At 65.6% G+C, this 17,966-nt stretch carries 17 protein-coding genes; 9 read left to right on the top strand and 8 right to left on the bottom strand.

All coding sequences use genetic code 11. The features are described 5' to 3' along the window. Window positions 1-150 precede the first annotated feature (150 nt). Window positions 151-1,326, bottom strand: coding sequence for a nucleotide sugar dehydrogenase (locus tag ACSHZY_RS15170; RefSeq protein WP_435170531.1), 1,176 nt, complete (start codon window positions 1,324-1,326; stop codon window positions 151-153). Between the two features lie 134 nt (window positions 1,327-1,460). On the opposite strand from ACSHZY_RS15170, the gene ACSHZY_RS15165 reads away from it, so the two are divergent. Next, entirely contained in the window at window positions 1,461-2,531 is a 1,071-nt protein-coding gene (locus ACSHZY_RS15165; RefSeq protein ID WP_435170529.1) for a lysine-2,3-aminomutase-like protein, read from the top strand. Between the two features lie 14 nt (window positions 2,532-2,545). Next, window positions 2,546-3,226 carry a transcriptional repressor LexA gene (gene lexA / locus ACSHZY_RS15160; RefSeq protein WP_435170527.1) on the top strand — a complete coding sequence of 227 codons (681 nt, stop codon included), beginning with the start codon at window positions 2,546-2,548 and terminating at the stop codon, window positions 3,224-3,226. Here the strand turns inward: lexA and ACSHZY_RS15155 are convergent. Then, complete coding sequence (locus ACSHZY_RS15155) at window positions 3,220-5,259, bottom strand: ComEC/Rec2 family competence protein (RefSeq protein WP_435170525.1); 2,040 nt, start codon at window positions 5,257-5,259, stop codon at window positions 3,220-3,222. The two genes, lexA and ACSHZY_RS15155, sit on opposite strands and share 7 nt — an antisense overlap. A 76-nt stretch (window positions 5,260-5,335) precedes the next feature. On the opposite strand from ACSHZY_RS15155, the gene gltX reads away from it, so the two are divergent. Beyond that, a complete protein-coding gene (gene gltX, locus ACSHZY_RS15150) occupies window positions 5,336-6,730 on the top strand; it encodes a glutamate--tRNA ligase (protein WP_435170523.1) in 1,395 nt (464 codons plus the stop codon). Between the two features lie 73 nt (window positions 6,731-6,803). Further along, a complete protein-coding gene (gene gltA, locus ACSHZY_RS15145) occupies window positions 6,804-8,090 on the top strand; it encodes a citrate synthase (protein ID WP_435170521.1) in 1,287 nt (428 codons plus the stop codon). Between the two features lie 31 nt (window positions 8,091-8,121). Here gltA and ccmE read toward each other — a convergent pair whose 3' ends face one another. From ccmE to ACSHZY_RS15130, 3 genes are read right to left on the bottom strand one after another with little or no spacing between them, the layout of a single operon-like run. Next, window positions 8,122-8,562, bottom strand: a complete 441-nt coding sequence (gene ccmE / locus ACSHZY_RS15140; protein WP_435170520.1) for a cytochrome c maturation protein CcmE — start codon at window positions 8,560-8,562, stop codon at window positions 8,122-8,124. A gap of 24 nt (window positions 8,563-8,586) precedes the next feature. Next, entirely contained in the window at window positions 8,587-9,615 is a 1,029-nt protein-coding gene (argC, locus tag ACSHZY_RS15135; RefSeq protein ID WP_435170518.1) for an N-acetyl-gamma-glutamyl-phosphate reductase, read from the bottom strand. A gap of 27 nt (window positions 9,616-9,642) precedes the next feature. Then, entirely contained in the window at window positions 9,643-10,455 is an 813-nt protein-coding gene (locus ACSHZY_RS15130) for a glutamate racemase (protein WP_435170516.1), read from the bottom strand. A gap of 138 nt (window positions 10,456-10,593) precedes the next feature. Between ACSHZY_RS15130 and ACSHZY_RS15125 the strand changes: the two genes are divergently transcribed. The 4 genes from ACSHZY_RS15125 to grxD all read left to right on the top strand — a co-directional run bounded on the left by ACSHZY_RS15125 (window position 10,594) and on the right by grxD (window position 14,652). Continuing rightward, window positions 10,594-11,490 carry a LysR family transcriptional regulator gene (locus ACSHZY_RS15125; RefSeq protein ID WP_271976226.1) on the top strand — a complete coding sequence of 299 codons (897 nt, stop codon included), beginning with the start codon at window positions 10,594-10,596 and terminating at the stop codon, window positions 11,488-11,490. A 226-nt stretch (window positions 11,491-11,716) separates the two neighbouring features. Beyond that, complete coding sequence (gene purL, locus ACSHZY_RS15120; RefSeq protein WP_435170514.1) at window positions 11,717-13,873, top strand: phosphoribosylformylglycinamidine synthase subunit PurL; 2,157 nt, start codon at window positions 11,717-11,719, stop codon at window positions 13,871-13,873. A gap of 73 nt (window positions 13,874-13,946) precedes the next feature. Beyond that, window positions 13,947-14,186 (top strand): BolA/IbaG family iron-sulfur metabolism protein, encoded by a 240-nt coding sequence (locus ACSHZY_RS15115; protein WP_435170512.1) that lies wholly within the window; start codon window positions 13,947-13,949, stop codon window positions 14,184-14,186. Between the two features lie 97 nt (window positions 14,187-14,283). Then, entirely contained in the window at window positions 14,284-14,652 is a 369-nt protein-coding gene (gene grxD / locus ACSHZY_RS15110) for a Grx4 family monothiol glutaredoxin (RefSeq protein WP_435170510.1), read from the top strand. 28 nt (window positions 14,653-14,680) lie between these two features. Here the strand turns inward: grxD and ACSHZY_RS15105 are convergent, their stop codons facing one another. From ACSHZY_RS15105 to ACSHZY_RS15095, 3 genes are read right to left on the bottom strand one after another with little or no spacing between them, the layout of a single operon-like run. After that, entirely contained in the window at window positions 14,681-15,010 is a 330-nt protein-coding gene (locus tag ACSHZY_RS15105; protein WP_435170508.1) for an MliC family protein, read from the bottom strand. After that, window positions 15,007-15,381 (bottom strand): cell division protein ZapA, encoded by a 375-nt coding sequence (locus ACSHZY_RS15100; RefSeq protein WP_435170507.1) that lies wholly within the window; start codon window positions 15,379-15,381, stop codon window positions 15,007-15,009. Before ACSHZY_RS15100 ends, ACSHZY_RS15105 begins: the two co-directional genes overlap by 4 nt. Then, window positions 15,374-15,778, bottom strand: coding sequence for a hypothetical protein (locus ACSHZY_RS15095; protein ID WP_435170505.1), 405 nt, complete (start codon window positions 15,776-15,778; stop codon window positions 15,374-15,376). The genes ACSHZY_RS15100 and ACSHZY_RS15095 overlap by 8 nt, the downstream gene beginning before the upstream one ends. A 122-nt stretch (window positions 15,779-15,900) precedes the next feature. Between ACSHZY_RS15095 and tkt the strand changes: the two genes are divergently transcribed. Beyond that, entirely contained in the window at window positions 15,901-17,955 is a 2,055-nt protein-coding gene (gene tkt, locus ACSHZY_RS15090) for a transketolase (protein ID WP_435170504.1), read from the top strand. Window positions 17,956-17,966 lie beyond the last annotated feature (11 nt).

Raw genomic sequence — 17,966 nt, 5'->3', positions numbered from 1 at the left:
CTTCCCGTCCCAAAGCGTCTCCGCTTCGGTGAGGCGGTATCTACGGAGACACACCAAAAGGCGCAAGAGGAAAAATGCGCTGCGCGCGCATTTTTCCATCAACACCCTGATTTGCCGAAATAAATAAGGCGCCCCTTCGGGCGCCTTATTTCAGTCTCCCCCGAACAGGTCGCGGGTAAACACCTTCTCCGCGACGTCTTCCAGTTCGGGCAACATGCGGTTCGCGACGATGATATCGCAGTCCTGCTTGAACGCCTCGACATCCCGCTCCACCCGGGAGCCGAAGAATCGCTCCTCCGGCATGGCGGGCTCATAGACCACGACCTCGATCCCCTTGGCCTTGATCCGCTTCATGATCCCCTGGATGGAGCTTTGGCGGAAGTTGTCGGACCCGGCCTTCATCACCAGACGGTAGATGCCCACGCGCTGCGGCTTCTTCTCCAGGATCATGTCGGCGATGAAGTCCTTGCGGGTGCGGTTCGCATCCACGATCGCGCGCATCAGGTTCTGGGGAACTTCCGAATAGTTCGCCAGAAGCTGCTTCGTGTCCTTGGGCAGGCAGTAGCCGCCATAGCCGAAGGAGGGGTTGTTGTAATGCGCACCGATCCGCGGATCGAGGCTGATGCCATTGATGATCTCGCGTGTCGCCAGCCCGCGGCTCAGCGCGTAGCTGTCCAGTTCGTTGAAGAACGCGACCCGCATCGCAAGATAGGTGTTGGCGAACAGCTTCACGGCTTCCGCCTCGGACGCGCCGGTGAACAGCACGGGGACGTCCTTGTCCGCGGCGCCTTCCACCAGAAGGGCTGCAAATGCCTCGGCCCGGGCCGACTTCTCGCCCACGATGATGCGCGACGGGTGAAGGTTGTCGTGCAGCGCCCTCCCCTCCCGCAGGAATTCGGGGCTGAAGATCACTTGGTTCGTGTTCAGCCGTGCCGACACATCTTCCGTATAGCCGACGGGGATCGTGGACTTGATGACGATCGTCGCCATCCGGTTGACCGCGATCACCGCCTTGATCACCGCTTCCACCGAGGAGGTGTCGAAGAAGTTCTCCACCGGGTCGTAGTTCGTGGGCGTTGCCACGATCACGAAATCCGCATCCGCGTAGGCTGCATTGCCATCCGTGGTGGCGTGAAGGTCCAGTTCCCGATGGGCCAGCCATTCCTCCAGTTCCCGATCCACGATCGGGCATTCGCGACGCGCCAGCATCGCCACCCTTTCGGGGTTCACATCCACCGCGGTGACGCGGTTGTGTTGTGCCAGCAGCACGGCGTTCGACAGACCCACATAACCAATACCAGCAATCGCAATATTACGATCCGTCATCATCTTTTCCGTTGTCTTTTCCGAATATGCGGCCACTAAACCCCATGAAGGCCTGGGTGTCCATCCGGCATACCGCCATTGCACGCGCGCAAGGGGCAATGCATAAGGCCCTCGTCCTGACGAAAGGGTCCGCCATGACCTCCCGCGCCTCCGAAAACCTGTCCGACCTGGTGCGCGACGGACGGCTTCCCGAAGCGACGGCCGAGTTGCAGAAGGTGGCGCAGCAGTTCCGCATCCGCATGACCGCCGCGATGCGGGACGCTGCCGATCGCGGCGTGGACGCGCAATTCGTCCCCAGCCCGGCCGAACTGACCATCCGCCCCGAGGAGTTGCACGACCCCATCGGCGACGACGCCCACAGCCCGGTTCACGGCCTGACCCACCGCTATCCCGACCGCGTGATCCTGCACAGCACCCAGACCTGCGAAGTGTATTGCCGCTTCTGCTTCCGCCGCGAAACCGTCGGCGAGGACGGCACCCTGACGGAAGCGGAACTGGACGCCATCCTGTCCTACCTTGCCGACCACCCGCAGATCCACGAGGTCATCCTGACCGGAGGTGATCCGCTGGTCCTGTCGCCCCGCCGTCTGGCCCGCCTGATGACCCGCCTGCGCGCCCTGCCCCATCTGGAGGTGATCCGCTTTCACACCCGCGTTCCCGTCGTCGCCCCGCACCGCATCACGCCGGACCTGCTGGAGGCGCTGCGCGGCTCCACCGTCTACATGGTGGTGCATACCAACCATCCGGCGGAGTTGACGGAGGAGGCACGAACCGCGCTCGCCCGATTGGCCGATGCCGGCGTTCCGCTTCTGTCGCAGTCGGTGCTGCTGCGGGGCATCAACGATAATCCGGAGACGTTGGCCGCGCTGTTCCGCGGGTTGATCCGCAACCGCGTGAAGCCCTATTACCTGCATCACTGCGATCTGGCGCGCGGCACCAGCCACTTCCGCACCACCATCGGCGAGGGCCAAGCCATCATGGCGGCCCTGCGCGGACGTCTGTCAGGCATCGCCATTCCCACCTATGTGCTGGACATTCCCGGAGGGTACGGAAAGGTGCCGCTGACGGCGGATTACGCGCACGCTGTGGGGGAAGGACGGTGGCAGATCACCGACTGGAAGGGCGGCCTGCACGATTACCGCGACCCCGAACGCCAAGCACTTGACACAAATGGTGAACACGGGCAGAACAAGAGTGGAACCTAATGAACGGGGAATTCATGCTCACGCGCAAGCAGATGGAACTGCTCAATTTCATCCGGGAGCGGACGGAACGCGACGGCGTTCCCCCCTCCTTTGACGAGATGAAGGAAGCGCTGGTCCTGAAATCCAAGTCGGGAATCCACCGCCTGATCACGGCGCTGGAGGAGCGGGGCTTCATCCGCCGGCTCGCCCACCGCGCCCGCGCGATCGAGATCGTGAAGCTGCCCGAAGCGATGGAACGCGGCTTCACCCCCAAGGTGATCGAGGGCGACCGCATGGCGGCCCCCGCCGGCGCGCTTCCGATCTCCATCGACGCGCTGGAGATCCCCGTCATGGGCAAGATCGCCGCCGGCATCCCGGTGGAAGCGATCCAGAACATCACCCATCACGTGGCCGTCCCCGGCTCCATGATCGCGGGCCGTGGCCAGCATTACGCGCTGACCGTCGAAGGGGATTCGATGATCGACGCCGGGATCAACAACGGCGACACCGTCATCATCCGCCAGCAGACCACGGCCGACAACGGCGACATCGTGGTCGCCTTGATCGAGGGGCATGAGGCGACGCTGAAGCGCTTCCGCCGCAAGGGGGGCATGATCTCTCTCGAAGCGGCGAACCCGGCGTTCGAAACGCGTATCCTGCCCGAAGCGCTGGTCAAGGTGCAGGGCCGGCTGGTTGGCCTGATCCGCAACTACTGATCCCAAGACCTGCGCGTTCCCAGGGTGGGCGTGATGCGCAGGCTTTCCCCTTCCACCCGCAAGGACAACGCGCCTGTGTCGCGTAGCGTGCCCGTGTCATAGACCGAACATCCGGCAGGCACCTCCTCCGTCAGGTCGCGATCCATGATGACGATGTCGGCCATCCCGCAGGCATCCGCCGCATGGCCTTCGGCCGCCTTGCCCTTCAGATGGGCCAGTTGCACGCCGCCCAGATCGATCACCCGTATCTCCCCCTGATCCTCGAAGCCCGGTCGGGCCGCCGCCACGGTCTGCACCGCCAGATCGCCGTCGCGCTGCAACCACGATTTGGCAGCAAAGCTGCCGCCGCGTGGGTGGGACAGGATTCGCCCCTCCGGACCCATCACGCCCACCAGAAGTCCGTCGCCGCTGACCAGAACGGCCGGACGGCTCGCCACGCCCCACAGCGCGAGGGCCGCGACCATGGGCACCGCCCCCAGCGCGCGCCACCGGTCCGGCCAGACCATGGCCCAGATCGCGCCCAGAATCATCAAGGGCATCACCGCGGACGAAGGCGACGGGATGCCGATGACCGCCCCGTTCCAGCCCGCCACCCAATGCGCCACGATCAGGATCCAGCGCGCGCCCAACTCCATCAGCCACAATCCGGGCTGCGGCAGACCGAAGGGGCCCAGCAGCGCCGCGATCACCGCGCCCGGCATGATCAGCGTGCCCATCGCGGGCACCGTCAGCAGGTTGGCCAGCAGCCCGAATTCGGCAAATCGGTTGAACTGCGCCGCCGCGATCGGCCCCGTGGCCAGCCCGCCGATCACGGAAGACAAAAGCGCGGTGTAGACCGGCACCGTCCAGCGCGGCAGGGTTTGCCGGAAGGTCAGCCGGTCCACGATGCCGAAGCCCCAGACCAGAGCGGCGGTGGCCGCCATCGACATCTGGAAGCCCGCATTCACCAGCGCCTCGGGCTGAAGGGCCAGCAGGATCAGGGCGGACAAGGCGACGGTCCGCATGGACAGGGCCCGGCGTTCCACCAGAATGGCGCCCAGCATGATCGCGGACATGATGAAGGCGCGTTCGGTCGCCACGTTTCCGCCCGACAAGGCCAGATAGAACCCCGCCACCCCCAGCGACGCCACCGCCGCGATCTTCTTTGTGTCCAGCCGCAGCGCCACCCACGGGATCAGCGCCAGCCCATAGCGCAGGATCGCAAAGGTGAAGCCCACCAGAAAGGCGAGATTCATCCCGGAAATGGCCAGAAGGTGCGACAGGTTCGAATCCCGCAGCGCCTCCACCGTGTCTTGCGTGATGGCGGACCGGTCGCCGGTGACGGCCCCCGCCGCGAAGGCCCCCGCCTGCCCGTCGATGCGCGAGGTGACGCCTTCCGACAACCACGCCCGCATCCGCCCCACAAGGCGGGCCGAAGGCTCCGGCGGCTCCAGCGTCAGGACCGGGGTCTGGGTGTAGCCTATGGCGCCCAGCCGCTGGAAGAAGGCCATGCGGCGGAAATCGAAACCACCGGGTTCGCTGGGCGGCATGGGGGTGGACAGATGCGCCGTCATCATCACCCGCGCCCCCGGCTCCGGATCGAAGAACATGCGGTCCGCGTGAAGGGAGATGCGGACCTTGTCGGGCGTGCGCGCGGGATCCGTCCGCTCCAGCAGCACCCGGTCCAGTGTCAGGCGCAGATCGTCGCCGGCGGAACGGTCGATCTCCACCACCCGCCCCTCCACCGCGCCGTAATAGCGGAAGCCGAGGATCGGCGCCTCCTGCAGCCAGGCGCGCAGGCCGATCAGCAGAAAGCCTGCCACCAGCGCCACGAGGCCCCAGGCCGGAACCCGGCACCAGAACGGGCCGCGCAGGGCGACCGCCGTCAGGACCAGAAGGATCATCCCCGCCAGGCCGTAGCCCAGCGCCGACGGATCGCGCGGAAGGGCGAACCACAGGGCGATGCCGGTGCCCAGAAAGACTGGAAGCAGCGGAAACAACGTCCCGCCCATGCCGGACAAGGTCACAAGGGGGGCGACAAGCTTGTCCTTCATGCCTCGATTGCCTAATCACTGGGGCGACAAACCTTGCACGGGCATGGTTTCCAGAAGGTTAATAAGGCGCCCTTTCATGACCCAGATCGTCACCCGCTTCGCCCCCTCCCCCACCGGATACCTTCACATCGGCGGCGGCCGGACGGCGCTGTTCAACTGGCTGTACGCCCGCGGACGCGGCGGCAAGTTCCTGCTGCGGATCGAGGACACGGACCGCGAACGCTCCACCCCCGAGGCGACGGAAGCGATCCTGAAGGGGCTGACATGGCTCGGCCTCGACTGGGATGGCGAGGTCGTCAGCCAGTTCGACCGCAAGGACCGCCACGCCGAGGTGGCGCACGAGATGCTGGCCAAGGGTGCCGCCTACAAGTGCTTCTCCACCCAGGAGGAGATCGAGGCCTTCCGCGAGGCCGCGCGGGCCGAAGGCCGGTCCACCCTGTTCCAGTCGCCCTGGCGCGACGCGGACCCGTCGACCTTCCCCGACGCGCCCTTCGTGATCCGCATGAAGGCCCCCCGCGAAGGGGAGACGGTCATCGTGGACGAGGTGCAGGGCAATGTCCGCTTCGGCAACGACCAGCTGGACGACATGGTGGTGCTGCGGTCCGACGGCACGCCGACCTACATGCTGGCCGTGGTGGTGGACGATCACGACATGGGCGTGACCCACGTGATCCGGGGCGACGATCACCTGAACAACGCCGCGCGCCAGCAGATGGTCTATGACGCCATGGGCTGGACGGTTCCGGTCTGGGCGCACATCCCGCTGATCCACGGCGCCGACGGCAAGAAGCTGTCGAAACGCCACGGCGCCCTGGGCGTGGAGGAGTATCAGGTCATGGGCTATCCCGCCGCCGGGATGCGCAACTACCTGGCCCGGCTGGGGTGGAGCCACGGGGACGACGAGATCTTCACGACCGAGCAGGCCAAGGAATGGTTCGACCTGTCCGGCATCGGCCGCGCCCCCGCCCGGCTGGACTTCAAGAAACTGGAACATACCTGTGGTCAGCATATCGCGATGATGGACGACGCGGAGGTTCTGGAGGAACTGGAAGCCTTCCTGGCTGCCAGCGGCCAGCCCGCGCTGGACGACACGCAGCGCGATCACCTGCGCCGCGGCATGTACGCTTTGAAGGATCGGGCCAAGACCTTCCCCGACCTGCTGGAAAAGGCGCGGTTCGCGCTGGCCCGTCGTCCCGTCGAACGGGACGAGAAGGCGGAGGCGTCGCTGGATTCTGTATCCCGTAGCATACTGAAGGATTTGACGGAGCGGCTGTCGGGTGCTAGCTGGACGAAGGAGGATTTGGAGCCGCTTCTGACCGGCTTTGCGGAGGAACGGGGTCTGGGCTTTGGCAAGCTGGCCGCCCCGATCCGCGCCGCGCTGGCCGGACGGACGGCGACGCCAAGCGTCTACGACATGATGCTGGTCATCGGTCGGGACGAAACGATCGCGCGACTTCGGGACGCCGCTTGAAATGCGTCCCGCGGCCCCGCAAGATGTTTGGGGGGCCGATTTCGTCCCTCCGTGACTGGAGAGGGATGACCCTATGACGAAAAGCGCCTCACTGACTTTCGGCGACAAGACCGTGGAACTTCCGGTCCGCAGCCCGACGGCAGGACCGGACGTGCTCGACATCCGCAAGCTGTATAGCGAGCTGGACGTGTTCACCTACGATCCCGGTTTCACCTCCACCGCATCCTGCGACAGCTCCATCACCTTCATTGATGGCGACAAGGGCGAACTCCTGCACCGCGGCTACCCGATCGAGCAGCTGGCCGAACAGTCCTGCTTCCTCGAGGTGTGCTACCTGCTGCTTTACGGCGACCTGCCTTCCAAGGCGGCGATGGAGGAGTTCCGCACCACGGTCACGCGCCACACGATGGTGCATGAACAGATGCACAACTTCTTCCGCGGCTTCCGCCGCGACGCGCACCCGATGGCGACGATGGTCGGCGTCGTGGGCGCCATGTCGGCCTTCTATCACGACTCCACCGACATCACGGACCCGCACCAGCGCGAGGTGGCCTCGTTCCGCCTGATCGCCAAGCTGCCGACGATCGCCGCGATGGCCTACAAATACGCGATCGGCCAGCCTTTCGTGTATCCGCGCAACGATCTGGATTACGCGTCGAACTTCCTGCACATGTGCTTCTCGGTCCCGGCCGAACCCTATGAGGTCAACCCGGTTCTGGCCAAGGCCATGGACCGCATCATGATGCTGCACGCGGATCACGAACAGAACGCGTCGACCTCCACCGTGCGTCTGGCGGGATCCTCGGGCGCGAACCCCTTCGCCTGCATCGCGGCAGGCATCGCCTGCCTGTGGGGCCCGGCCCATGGCGGCGCGAACCAGGCCTGCTTGGAGATGCTGCGCGAGATCGGCACCGTCGACCGCATCCCCGAATTCATCGAGCGCGCGAAGGACAAGAACGATCCCTTCCGCCTGATGGGCTTCGGCCACCGCGTCTACAAGAACTTCGACCCGCGCGCGAAGGTCATGAAGGAATCGGCCGACGAAGTGCTGGAGCTGATGGGCATCCACAACAACCCGACGCTGCAGGTCGCGAAGGAGCTGGAGCGGATCGCGCTGGAGGACGACTACTTCATCTCCAAGAAGCTGTATCCGAACGTGGACTTCTATTCGGGCATCATCCTGGACGCGATGGGCTTCCCCACGTCGATGTTCACGCCGATCTTCGCGCTGTCGCGCACGGTGGGCTGGATCAGCCAGTGGAAAGAGATGATCTCGGACCCGTCGCTGAAGATCGGCCGTCCGCGCCAGCTGTATACCGGCCCGGCGCGTCGCGACTACACGGATCTGGAAACGCGCTAAATCAAAGGACCGGCACAAGGGCCGGTCCTTTTCATTTCGGAGCCTCGTAGACGCCCTGTTCCTTCAGGGCGTTCACAACTTCCTTCGGCATGTACGTCTCGTCATGTTTGGCCAGGATCTCGGTGGCGACGAAGGTGTTACCTTCCATCTTGCCGGTGCCGACCACGCCCTCCCCTTCCCCGAACAGGTCGGGCAGCACGCCGGTGTATTGCGCGGGCACCAGCACCGATCCGTCCGTGACGTTGAAGGTGATCGCCTCCCCCTGGCCGCGGATCAGGCTGCCTTCCGCGACCAGCCCCCCAAGGCGAAACACCTCGCCGGGCTTCGGCGGATCGCTCAGCACCTGGCTGGGGGAGCGGAAGAAGTTGATGCCCGATTGCATCGACCAGCCGACAAGCGCCGTCGATGCCGACAAGGCGACGAAGGCCAGCGCAATGATCTGGATGCGCCGGCGTTTTTTCAGACCCTTCATGGTGTCCCCAAAGGTGGCTCGTGATCAGGGGAAGACGGGGGCCAGCGTCAGTCCGGCGGTTTCCTCGATCCCCAGCATCAGGTTCGCGTTCTGCATCGCCTGACCGCTGGACCCTTTGCACAGGTTGTCGAGGGTCGCAACCACCAGCGCGCGTCCCGGAATGCGATCGCCGATCACACCGATGTGCACATGGTTCGACCCGCGCACGTCATGGCTGGACGGCAAGGTGCCGAAGGGCAGGACGTGGAGGAAGGGCTCCGCAGCGTAACGATCGGCAAGCGCCTTGTGGATCGCCGCAGGCTCCCCCCGCACATAGACGTCGGCGAGGATGCCGCGGTTCATCGGCACGAGGTGCGGCGTGAACTGGATCAGGACCGGGCGGCCCGCCAGCTTCGAGAACTCCTGATCGAACTCCCCCAGATGGCGATGCTTTCCACCTGCGCTGTAGGCGCTGGTGCCTTCCGACAGTTCGGCGTGCAGAAGGTTCTCCTTCAGGCTGCGCCCGGCACCGGACACGCCCGCCTTCAGGTCCATCACGATCTCGTCCAGATCGATCACGCCCGCCTCGATCAGCGGGCGGACGGCGTACTGGCCAGTGGCCGCGTTGCAGCCCGTGCCGGCGACCAGACGCGCGGACCGGATGTCGTCGCGATAGAACTCGGTCAGGCCGTAGACGGCTTCCTTCTGCATCTCCTCGGCGGCGTGGGGCTGACCGTACCACTTCTGGTATTCGGCCGGGTCGCGCAGGCGGAAGTCGGCGGACAGGTCCACGATCTTCAGATCACGGGGCAGTTCCTTGATCACGGCCTGCGAGGTCGCGTGCGGCAGGGCGCAGAAGGCCAGATCGACGTTCGAAAAGTCGATCTCCTCGATCTTCTGCAGCTTCGGCAGGTCGAGGTGGCGCAGGAAGGGAAACACCTCGGCCATGGCCATGCCGGCCTTGCGGTCGCCCGACAGCGCCACGATCCGCATCGACGGATGGGTGGAGATCAGGCGGACCAGTTCCGCCCCCGTGTAGCCGGAAGCGCCAAGAATGGCGATGCGATGGGTCATGGGATGTCCTTTCTGTCGCGCGATCGGTCAGGCGGCCTCGAACCGGACGCCGCGCCGCAAGAACTGCGTGGCGTGGGCGGACACGCTGTCGGGGTTGCCGGTCGTCAAATAGCGGCTTTCGGTGCCCGCGCCAAGAAATTCGGGACGGCGCGCAAGGTAGTCGTCCAGCGCCGCCGCCACGAGGTTGGGCTGCGAGAAAACCGCGACCTCCGCCCCCAGCGCCTTCTGGAACACCGTTTCCATCAGCGGATAATGCGTGCAGCCCAGAACGGCGGCGTCCGGGCGCGGCATGCGGCGCAGCAGCGCCTCCACATGGCTTTTCACCAGCGCCTCGGCCAAGATCTCGTCCCCCGCCTCGATCGCGTCGACCACGCCGCCGCAGGGCTGCGCCTCCACGTCGACGCCGATGGCGCGGAACGCGAGTTCGCGCTGGAAAGCGCGGCTGGCGACGGTCGCAGGGGTCGCGAACAGGGCCACGTGCTTCACGGCCACTTCGCGCGGCGCGGTGTTGTCGCCCCATTGCCGTTCGGTCAGCGCCTCGATCAGCGGGACGAACACGCCCAGCACGCGCTTCTCCGGCGGGATCCACGTTTCCTGCATGCGCTTCAGTGCCGCAGCCGAGGCGGTGTTGCAGGCCAGGATCACCAGATCGCACCCTTCGTCCCACAGCCGTTCCACGGCGCGGGTCGTCAGGTTGTAGATGTCGTCGGCGTCGCGCACGCCATAAGGGGCATGGGCGTTGTCGCCCAGATACACAAAGGGAACCTGCGGCATCCGGCGTTGCAGCGCGTCCAGCACCGTCAGCCCGCCAAGCCCCGAATCGAAGACGCCCACGGCCATCGCATCTCTCCCCTTCCGTCACCTTCCGGTATGGCTAGTCGTCTTGCCGCAGCCTGTCCATGGGCGGTTTCCAGCCATGTTCTGTTTGCAACTCTGCCATGCCACGCTTAGATGGACGACGAGGCCAAGGAAACGATAATGGACTGGGACAAACTTCGCATCTTTCACGCGGTTGCCGATGCGGGCAGCCTGACACATGCGGGGGACACGCTGCATCTGTCCCAATCGGCGGTCAGCCGGCAGATCCGCGCGTTGGAAGAAAGCCTGAACGTCACGCTGTTCCACCGCCACGCGCGCGGCCTGATCCTGACGGAACAGGGCGAACTGCTGTTTGACGCCACCAGCGCCATGGCCAAGCGTCTGGACGCCGCCGCCGCCCGCATCCGCGACAGCGAGGACGAGGTGTTCGGCGAGTTGCGCGTCACCTCCACCATCGGTCTGGGCACGATGTGGCTGGCCCCGCGTCTGGTGAACCTTTACAAGAAGTACCCCGCGCTCAAGATCGACCTGATGCTGGAGGAGCGGGTGCTGGACCTGCCCATGCGCGAGGCCGACGTCGCGATCCGCATGAAGGAGCCGAGCCAGGCCGACCTGATCCGCAAGCGGCTGATGACGATCCGGATGCAGCTTTACGCCTCCCCCGATTATCTGGAACAGCACGGCACGCCCACCACGATGGCCGATTTCAGCCGCCACCGGCTGATCTGCCAGCATGCGGGCACCCCGCAGGTCAGCGCCGGCGCCGCCCTGATCGCGGAGCTGATGAGTCATGACATCCCCTCCACCCTGACGGTGAACAACTATTTCGGGGTGATGCAGGCGGTGCTGAACCATCTTGGGATCGGCGTCCTGCCCGACTATCTGGCCGCGGAATTCCCGCATCTGGTGCGCGTCCTGCCCGAGGTGTCGTCGAACGACGTGCCGGTCTTCCTCGCCTATCCCGAGGAGCTGCGCCATTCCAAGCGCGTGGCGGCCTTCCGCGACTTCATCACGGAAGAGATCATCGCCTACCGCAAGAAGCTTCAGGACAGCTAGTATGCACTTGGCGCATAGCTGATATGCGCCAATATGTTTCCAATTTGCTTGCGAAATAAGCAGGGTCTTTTTAAATCAGTATGCGAAGGCGGCGGTCCGTGATCGCTGCTTTCATACCTCCCTGTTGGACTTAGGCCGGGCTATGCCCGGCTTTTTTTTCGCACCTTCCCTAGACGCCGCTTTCGCCTTATGACGCGGGCCAAATCCCCAGCGTCCGAGGAAAGCCATGTCCGAGCCCACCATCACGCCCGAGCTGATCGCCGCCCATGGTTTGAAACCGGACGAATACGACCGGATCCTCGACATCATCGGACGGGAGCCGACCTTCACCGAACTCGGCATCTTCTCGGCGATGTGGAACGAACATTGCTCCTACAAATCCTCCAAGAAGTGGCTGCGCACGCTGCCGACCACCGGCCCGCAGGTCATCTGCGGCCCCGGTGAGAATGCGGGCGTGGTGGATATCGGCGACGGTCAGGCCGTCATCTTCAAGATGGAGAGCCACAACCACCCCTCCTACATCGAGCCACATCAGGGCGCGGCCACCGGCGTGGGCGGCATCCTGCGCGACGTGTTCACCATGGGCGCGCGCCCCATCGCGGCGATGAACGCGCTGTCCTTCGGCGTGCCGTCGCACCCCAAGACCAGCCATCTGGTGAAGGGCGTCGTGGAAGGCGTGGGCAGTTATGGCAACGCCTTCGGTGTGCCGACGGTGGGCGGAGAGGTCCGCTTCCACAAGGCCTATAACGGCAATTGCCTCGTGAACGCCTTCGCCGCCGGTCTCGCCGACACGGACGCGATCTTCTACTCCGCCGCCTCGGGCGTCGGCATGCCGGTCGTGTATCTGGGCGCCAAGACGGGGCGCGACGGCGTGGGCGGCGCGACCATGGCCAGCGCCGAATTCGACGACACGATCGAGGAGAAGCGCCCGACCGTGCAGGTCGGCGATCCCTTCACCGAAAAACGCCTGCTGGAAGCCTGCCTTGAACTCATGGCCTCGGGCGCCGTCATCTCCATCCAGGACATGGGGGCCGCCGGTCTGACCTGTTCCGCGGTGGAGATGGGCGACAAGGGCGGCCTTGGCATCCGGCTGGACCTGAACAACGTCCCGCAGCGCGAAACGAACATGACCGCCTACGAGATGATGCTGTCGGAAAGCCAGGAGCGCATGCTCATGGTGCTGAAGCCCGAGATGGAGGACGAGGCCCGCGCGATCTTCGTGAAATGGGATCTGGACTTCGCCATCGTGGGCGAGACGATTCCCGAGGACCGCTTCCTGATCGTGCACAACGACACGGTCATGGCCGACCTGCCGCTGTCGAAGCTGTCCTCCTCGGCGCCCGAATACGACCGCCCGTGGGTGGCCACGCCCGCCGCCGCCGCGATGGAGCCGGTTCCGGCCATCGACCCGATCGAGGGGCTGCGCGCGCTCATCGGCTCGCCGTCCTACGCCCACAAGGCGTGGGTGTACGAACAGTATGACAGCATGGTCATGGCCGACACGATCCGTGCGCCGGGTCTGGGCGCAGGCGTGGTGCGCGTGCACGGAACGCAGAAAGCGCTGGCCTTCACGTCCGACGTGACCCCGCGCTACGTCAAGGCCAACCCCGTCCAGGGCGGTCGTCAGGCCGTGGCCGAGGCGTATCGCAACCTGACCGCCGTCGGCGCGAAGCCGCTGGCCACCACCGACAACATGAACTTCGGCAACCCCGAGAAGCCCGAGATCATGGGCCAGTTCGTTGGCGCCATCCAGGGCATCGGCGAGGCGTGCATCGCGCTGGACATGCCGATCGTGTCGGGCAACGTGTCGCTCTACAACGAAACCGACGGTCAGGGCATCCTGCCGACGCCGACCATCGGCGCCGTGGGCATCCTGACGCTGGACGAACTGATCGCGGGTCAGCCGCAGGACGGCGACCTGATCGTGGTGATCGGCCAGACGACCGGCCACATGGGCCAGTCTGCCGTTCTGGCCGAACTTCTGGGCCGCGAGGATGGCGACGCCCCGCATGTGGACCTGCTGATGGAGCGTCGGAACGGCGAGTTCCTGCGCGCCAACCGCGGCCTGTTCAATGCAGCAAGCGACCTGTCGGATGGCGGCCTCGCCCTCGCGGCGTTCGAGATGGCGGAAGGTGCGGGCCTCGGCCTCGACATCTCCTTCGCCGAAACGGGCGCGCTGTTCGGAGAGGATCAGGCCCGCTATCTGGTGGCGATCGACCCGTCGGACATTCACGCGTTGAAGGCGGCGGCGGACAAGGCCGGCGTCTGGCTAGACGTGGCCGGCACCTTCGGCGGCGACACCGTGCGCTTTGACGAGGCGCAGGCGCCGCTGGCCGAACTGTCGGCCCTCTACCGTTCGGCGTTCGAGGCTGCGGTCGCCTGATCCCTGGCCCCGCCTTCTTGCGCATGGCAGGGGGCGGGGCTACATCAAGGGGGACTAGCCAAAGGACACTCCCATGCCCATGGAAGCCCACGACATCGAAGCCCTGATCCGGGAAGGTTTTCCGGATGCGAAGATCACCATCACGGACCTTGCCGGCGACGGCAACCATTGGGCAGCCGAGGTGGTGGATGAAAGCTTCAAGACCATGAACCGCGTGCAGCAGCAACGCGCCGTTTATGCCAGCCTGAAGGGCAAGATGGACGGATCGAACGGCGAGTTGCACGCCTTGGCGCTGACCACCAAGGCGCCGTGATCCCGGCGGCCCCGCCGCGGGGCCGTGCCGGATTTAGAACAGATGCGGCAGCAGGGCCGCGCCGACCGCCGGGCACCGACCGGCAAGGCAGAAAGGGATGAAGATGACCGCACAGGAACAGATCCGTCAAACGATCGACACCAACGACGTCGTGCTGTTCATGAAGGGCACCGCGCAGATGCCGCAATGCGGCTTTTCCAGCCGCGTGGCGGGCGTGCTGAACTACATGGGCGTGGCGTTCAAGGACGTGAACGTTCTGGCCGATCCGGAGATGCGCCAGGGCATCAAGGACTTCTCCGACTGGCCCACGATCCCGCAGCTTTACGTGAAGGGCGAATTCGTCGGCGGCTGCGACATCATCACCGAGATGACGCTGTCGGGTGAACTGGACACGTTGTTCGCCAACAACGGCATCACCTACGATCAGGACGCGGCCGACAAGATCCGTCAGGCCAACGCCGAATAAGGAAAAGCCCCGGTCACCCGGGGCTTTTTCAATTCCGGGTGCAGGAGGTCAGTTCGACCTCCTCCCCTTTTTCACCGTCATGCCACAGCAGCGTCGCGTCGGGCCCCTTGGTCCACCAGACGTAATGCGACCCGTCCGACGGCCAGCCATAGCGCGCGCCCGAAGCGGAAGGCTCCACCTGCAGCGTGATCTGGCTGCCTTCCACGTTCAGCACTGCGACCGACAGATCCTCGGCGTTCACATAGGTGACCGGCACCTGCACACCGCGATCGCAGGTGTAGGAGCCGTTGTCGAACGTCGTTTCGGCCTGCGCCGCGACCGGCAGCAGCAGCGAAAGGATCAGGGCGACGCGCTTCATGATGCGGCGCGCTCCTCGATCCGGGCGGCCACGGCCTCGGCCCGCGCGGCGAGTTCGGCCATCGTTTCCACCACCACCGGCGGGATCACCGGAACCTCCACCCGCTCGGGCGGCGGAGCAGGACGGTTCTGAAGCTCGTGCAGGGTGTGACGGGTGTTGGTCAGCTCCTGCTCCATCGTGATGGTCTTGTCGGCCAGCATCAGGCCGGCCATCAGCAGCATCCGGTCGGCGGGCATCCGGCCGATTTGCGCCAGAAGCGCGTCGGCCTGTTCCGACAGATGCCGGGCGGCGGACCGCAGGAACTGTTCCTGCCCGTCCTGGCAGGCCACGGTGAAGGTCTTGTTGCCGATGACGATGTCCAGATCAGCCATGCTGCACCTCTTCCGCCTTGGTCACGTGCGGCACCAGCGCCGCCAGCACCGCGTCCAGCTCGGCCCGGTCCGACGCTCGCAGGGCGCGCAGGCTTTCCACCTCGGCAGCCGAGGTGTCGCCCCGCATCTCGGACAGCTGCTCGTGCAGCTCTCCGGCGGCGGAACGCAGGGTCTCCAGCTGTTCGGTCAGGCTCGCCACCTCGGCCTCCAGCGCCGCGATGCGGGCGGCGGAGCGTTCCTTCACGACGCGCAGGCGTTCGGCCAGCTGGGCATTGACCTCCCGCTCCTCCTCCACGGCCCGCGACCCGGTCGCGTTGCCCTGCAACCCTTCGGCCGCGGTTCCGATCCGTTCCAGCGCCCGGGAAATCCGACGCTCAAGCTCTACCAGATCCTGCATCCAGCCTCCTTCTTTCCGCGCGAATCGGGGTTCGCGCCGTCTTTCGCCAAGTGTAGCGCGTATCCACGCGGGATTTAGCCCCCCAATCCCCCGGCGCGCTTGATCTTGCCGCCCCGGCTGATATGGACAACCCATCCCATCGAACAAAAGGAGCGCGCGCTTTGGATCTTCCCACCCTGCGCCGAGAGCACCCCGAGCACTGGTCGAAAGCCGTCGCCATCCGCACCCTGACGCTGGACGCCGTCGCGGCCGCGAATTCCGGCCATTCCGGCATGCCGATGGGCATGGCCGACGTCGCGACCGTGCTGTTCGAAAAGCACATGAAGTTCGATGCGGCCGATCCCCAATGGCCCGACCGCGACCGCTTCATCCTGTCGGCCGGTCACGGGTCCATGCTGCTCTATTCGCTGCTGCACCTGACCGGCTATGCCGACATGACGCTGGAGCAGATCAAGAACTTCCGCCAGTGGGGCGCCATCACCGCGGGCCATCCCGAATACGGCCATGCCGGCGGGATCGAGATGACGACCGGCCCGCTCGGTCAGGGCCTTGCCACCTCGGTCGGGTTCGCCATCGCCGAGGCGCATCTGGCCGCGCGCTGGGGCAAGAAGATCGTCGACCACTTCACCTATGTCATCGCCGGCGACGGCTGCCTGATGGAGGGCGTGAGCCAGGAGGCCATCGGCCTTGCCGGCCGCCTGAAGCTGTCCAAGCTGATCGTGCTGTGGGACAACAACGACATCACCATCGACGGCAAGGTGTCCTTGTCGGACGTGACGGACCAGAAGGCCCGCTTCGCGGCTTCGGGCTGGGACGTGTTTGAATGCGACGGCCATGATCCCTCCGACATCGACCGCGCGATCACGGCGGCCAAGGCCTCGCCCCGCCCCGCCATGGTGGCCTGCACGACGAACATCGCGCTCGGCTCCTCGGCGCAGGACACGTCGACCGGTCACGGCGCGCTGACGGACGCCAAGCTGATCGCCGACACCCGCACCGCCTATGGCTGGGAGCATGGCCCGTTCCAGATTCCGGCCGACGTGAAATCCGCGTGGGAGGCCATCGGCCAGAAGGGCGCCGCCACCCATGCCGAATGGAAGGCCCGTCTGGGCGCCCTGTCCGAAGCCAAGCAGCTGGAATTCGCCCGCCAGTTCGCCGGCGACATGCCCAAGCGTCTGCCCGCCGCGATCCGCGCGCTGAAGAAGACGATCACGGAAAAGGCGCCGAAGCTGGCCACGCGCCAGGCGTCGGAGATGGCGCTGGAAGCGATCAACCCGATCGTCACCGAAACCATCGGGGGTTCGGCCGACCTGACGAAGTCGAACAACACCAAGACCGCCGACATGGGCGTGTTCGACACCGACACGCCCAAGGGCCGCTACGTGTATTACGGCATTCGTGAACACGGCATGGCGGCGGCGATCAACGGGATCACGCTGCATGGCGGGCTGCGCGCCTATGGCGGCACGTTCATGGCCTTTACCGACTATGCCCGTCCCTCCATGCGTCTGGCCGCCCTGATGGGCATCCCGAGCGTGTTCGTGATGACCCACGATTCCATCGGTCTGGGCGAAGACGGCCCGACCCACCAGCCGGTCGAACATCTGACGATCAGCCGCTCCACGCCCAACACCTGGGTGTTCCGCCCTGCTGACGCGGTCGAAGCGGCCGAGGCTTGGGAACTGGCGCTGACCACGAAGACCACGCCGTCGGTCATGGCGCTGTCCCGTCAGGGCGTGCCGACTCTGCGTACCACGCACAGCCAGCGCAACCTGACCGCGCAGGGCGCCTACATCCTGGCGGAATCGACTCGCAAGCGTCAGGTAATCCTGATGGCCACGGGAACCGAGGTTGCCGTGGCCATGAAGGCGCGCGAACTGCTGGAAGCCCAAGGCATCGGCACCCGCGTCGTTTCCGTCCCGTGCATGGAGATCTTCGCCCAGCAGGACGAGGCCTACCGCCGCAAGGTCCTGCCCCCCGGCCCCGTCCGCGTCGCGATCGAGGCGGGCGTCCGCATGCCGTGGGACCGCTGGCTTCTGGGCGAGCGTGGAACCGAGAAGAAGGCCGGCTTCATCGGCATGACCGGCTTCGGCGCCTCCGCCCCGGCCGAGCGCCTGTATCAGGAGTTCGGGATCACGGCCGAGGCGACGGTCGAAAAGGTGAAGTCGCTTCTGTGACCTTGAAGGCC

Origin of the sequence: Falsirhodobacter sp. 1013 (assembly GCF_051195255.1) — a bacterium.
Taxonomy (GTDB): domain Bacteria; phylum Pseudomonadota; class Alphaproteobacteria; order Rhodobacterales; family Rhodobacteraceae; genus Falsirhodobacter.
The sequence above is the reverse complement of the archived record's forward strand: the minus strand, read 5'-3'. Positions and strand labels throughout refer to the sequence as shown.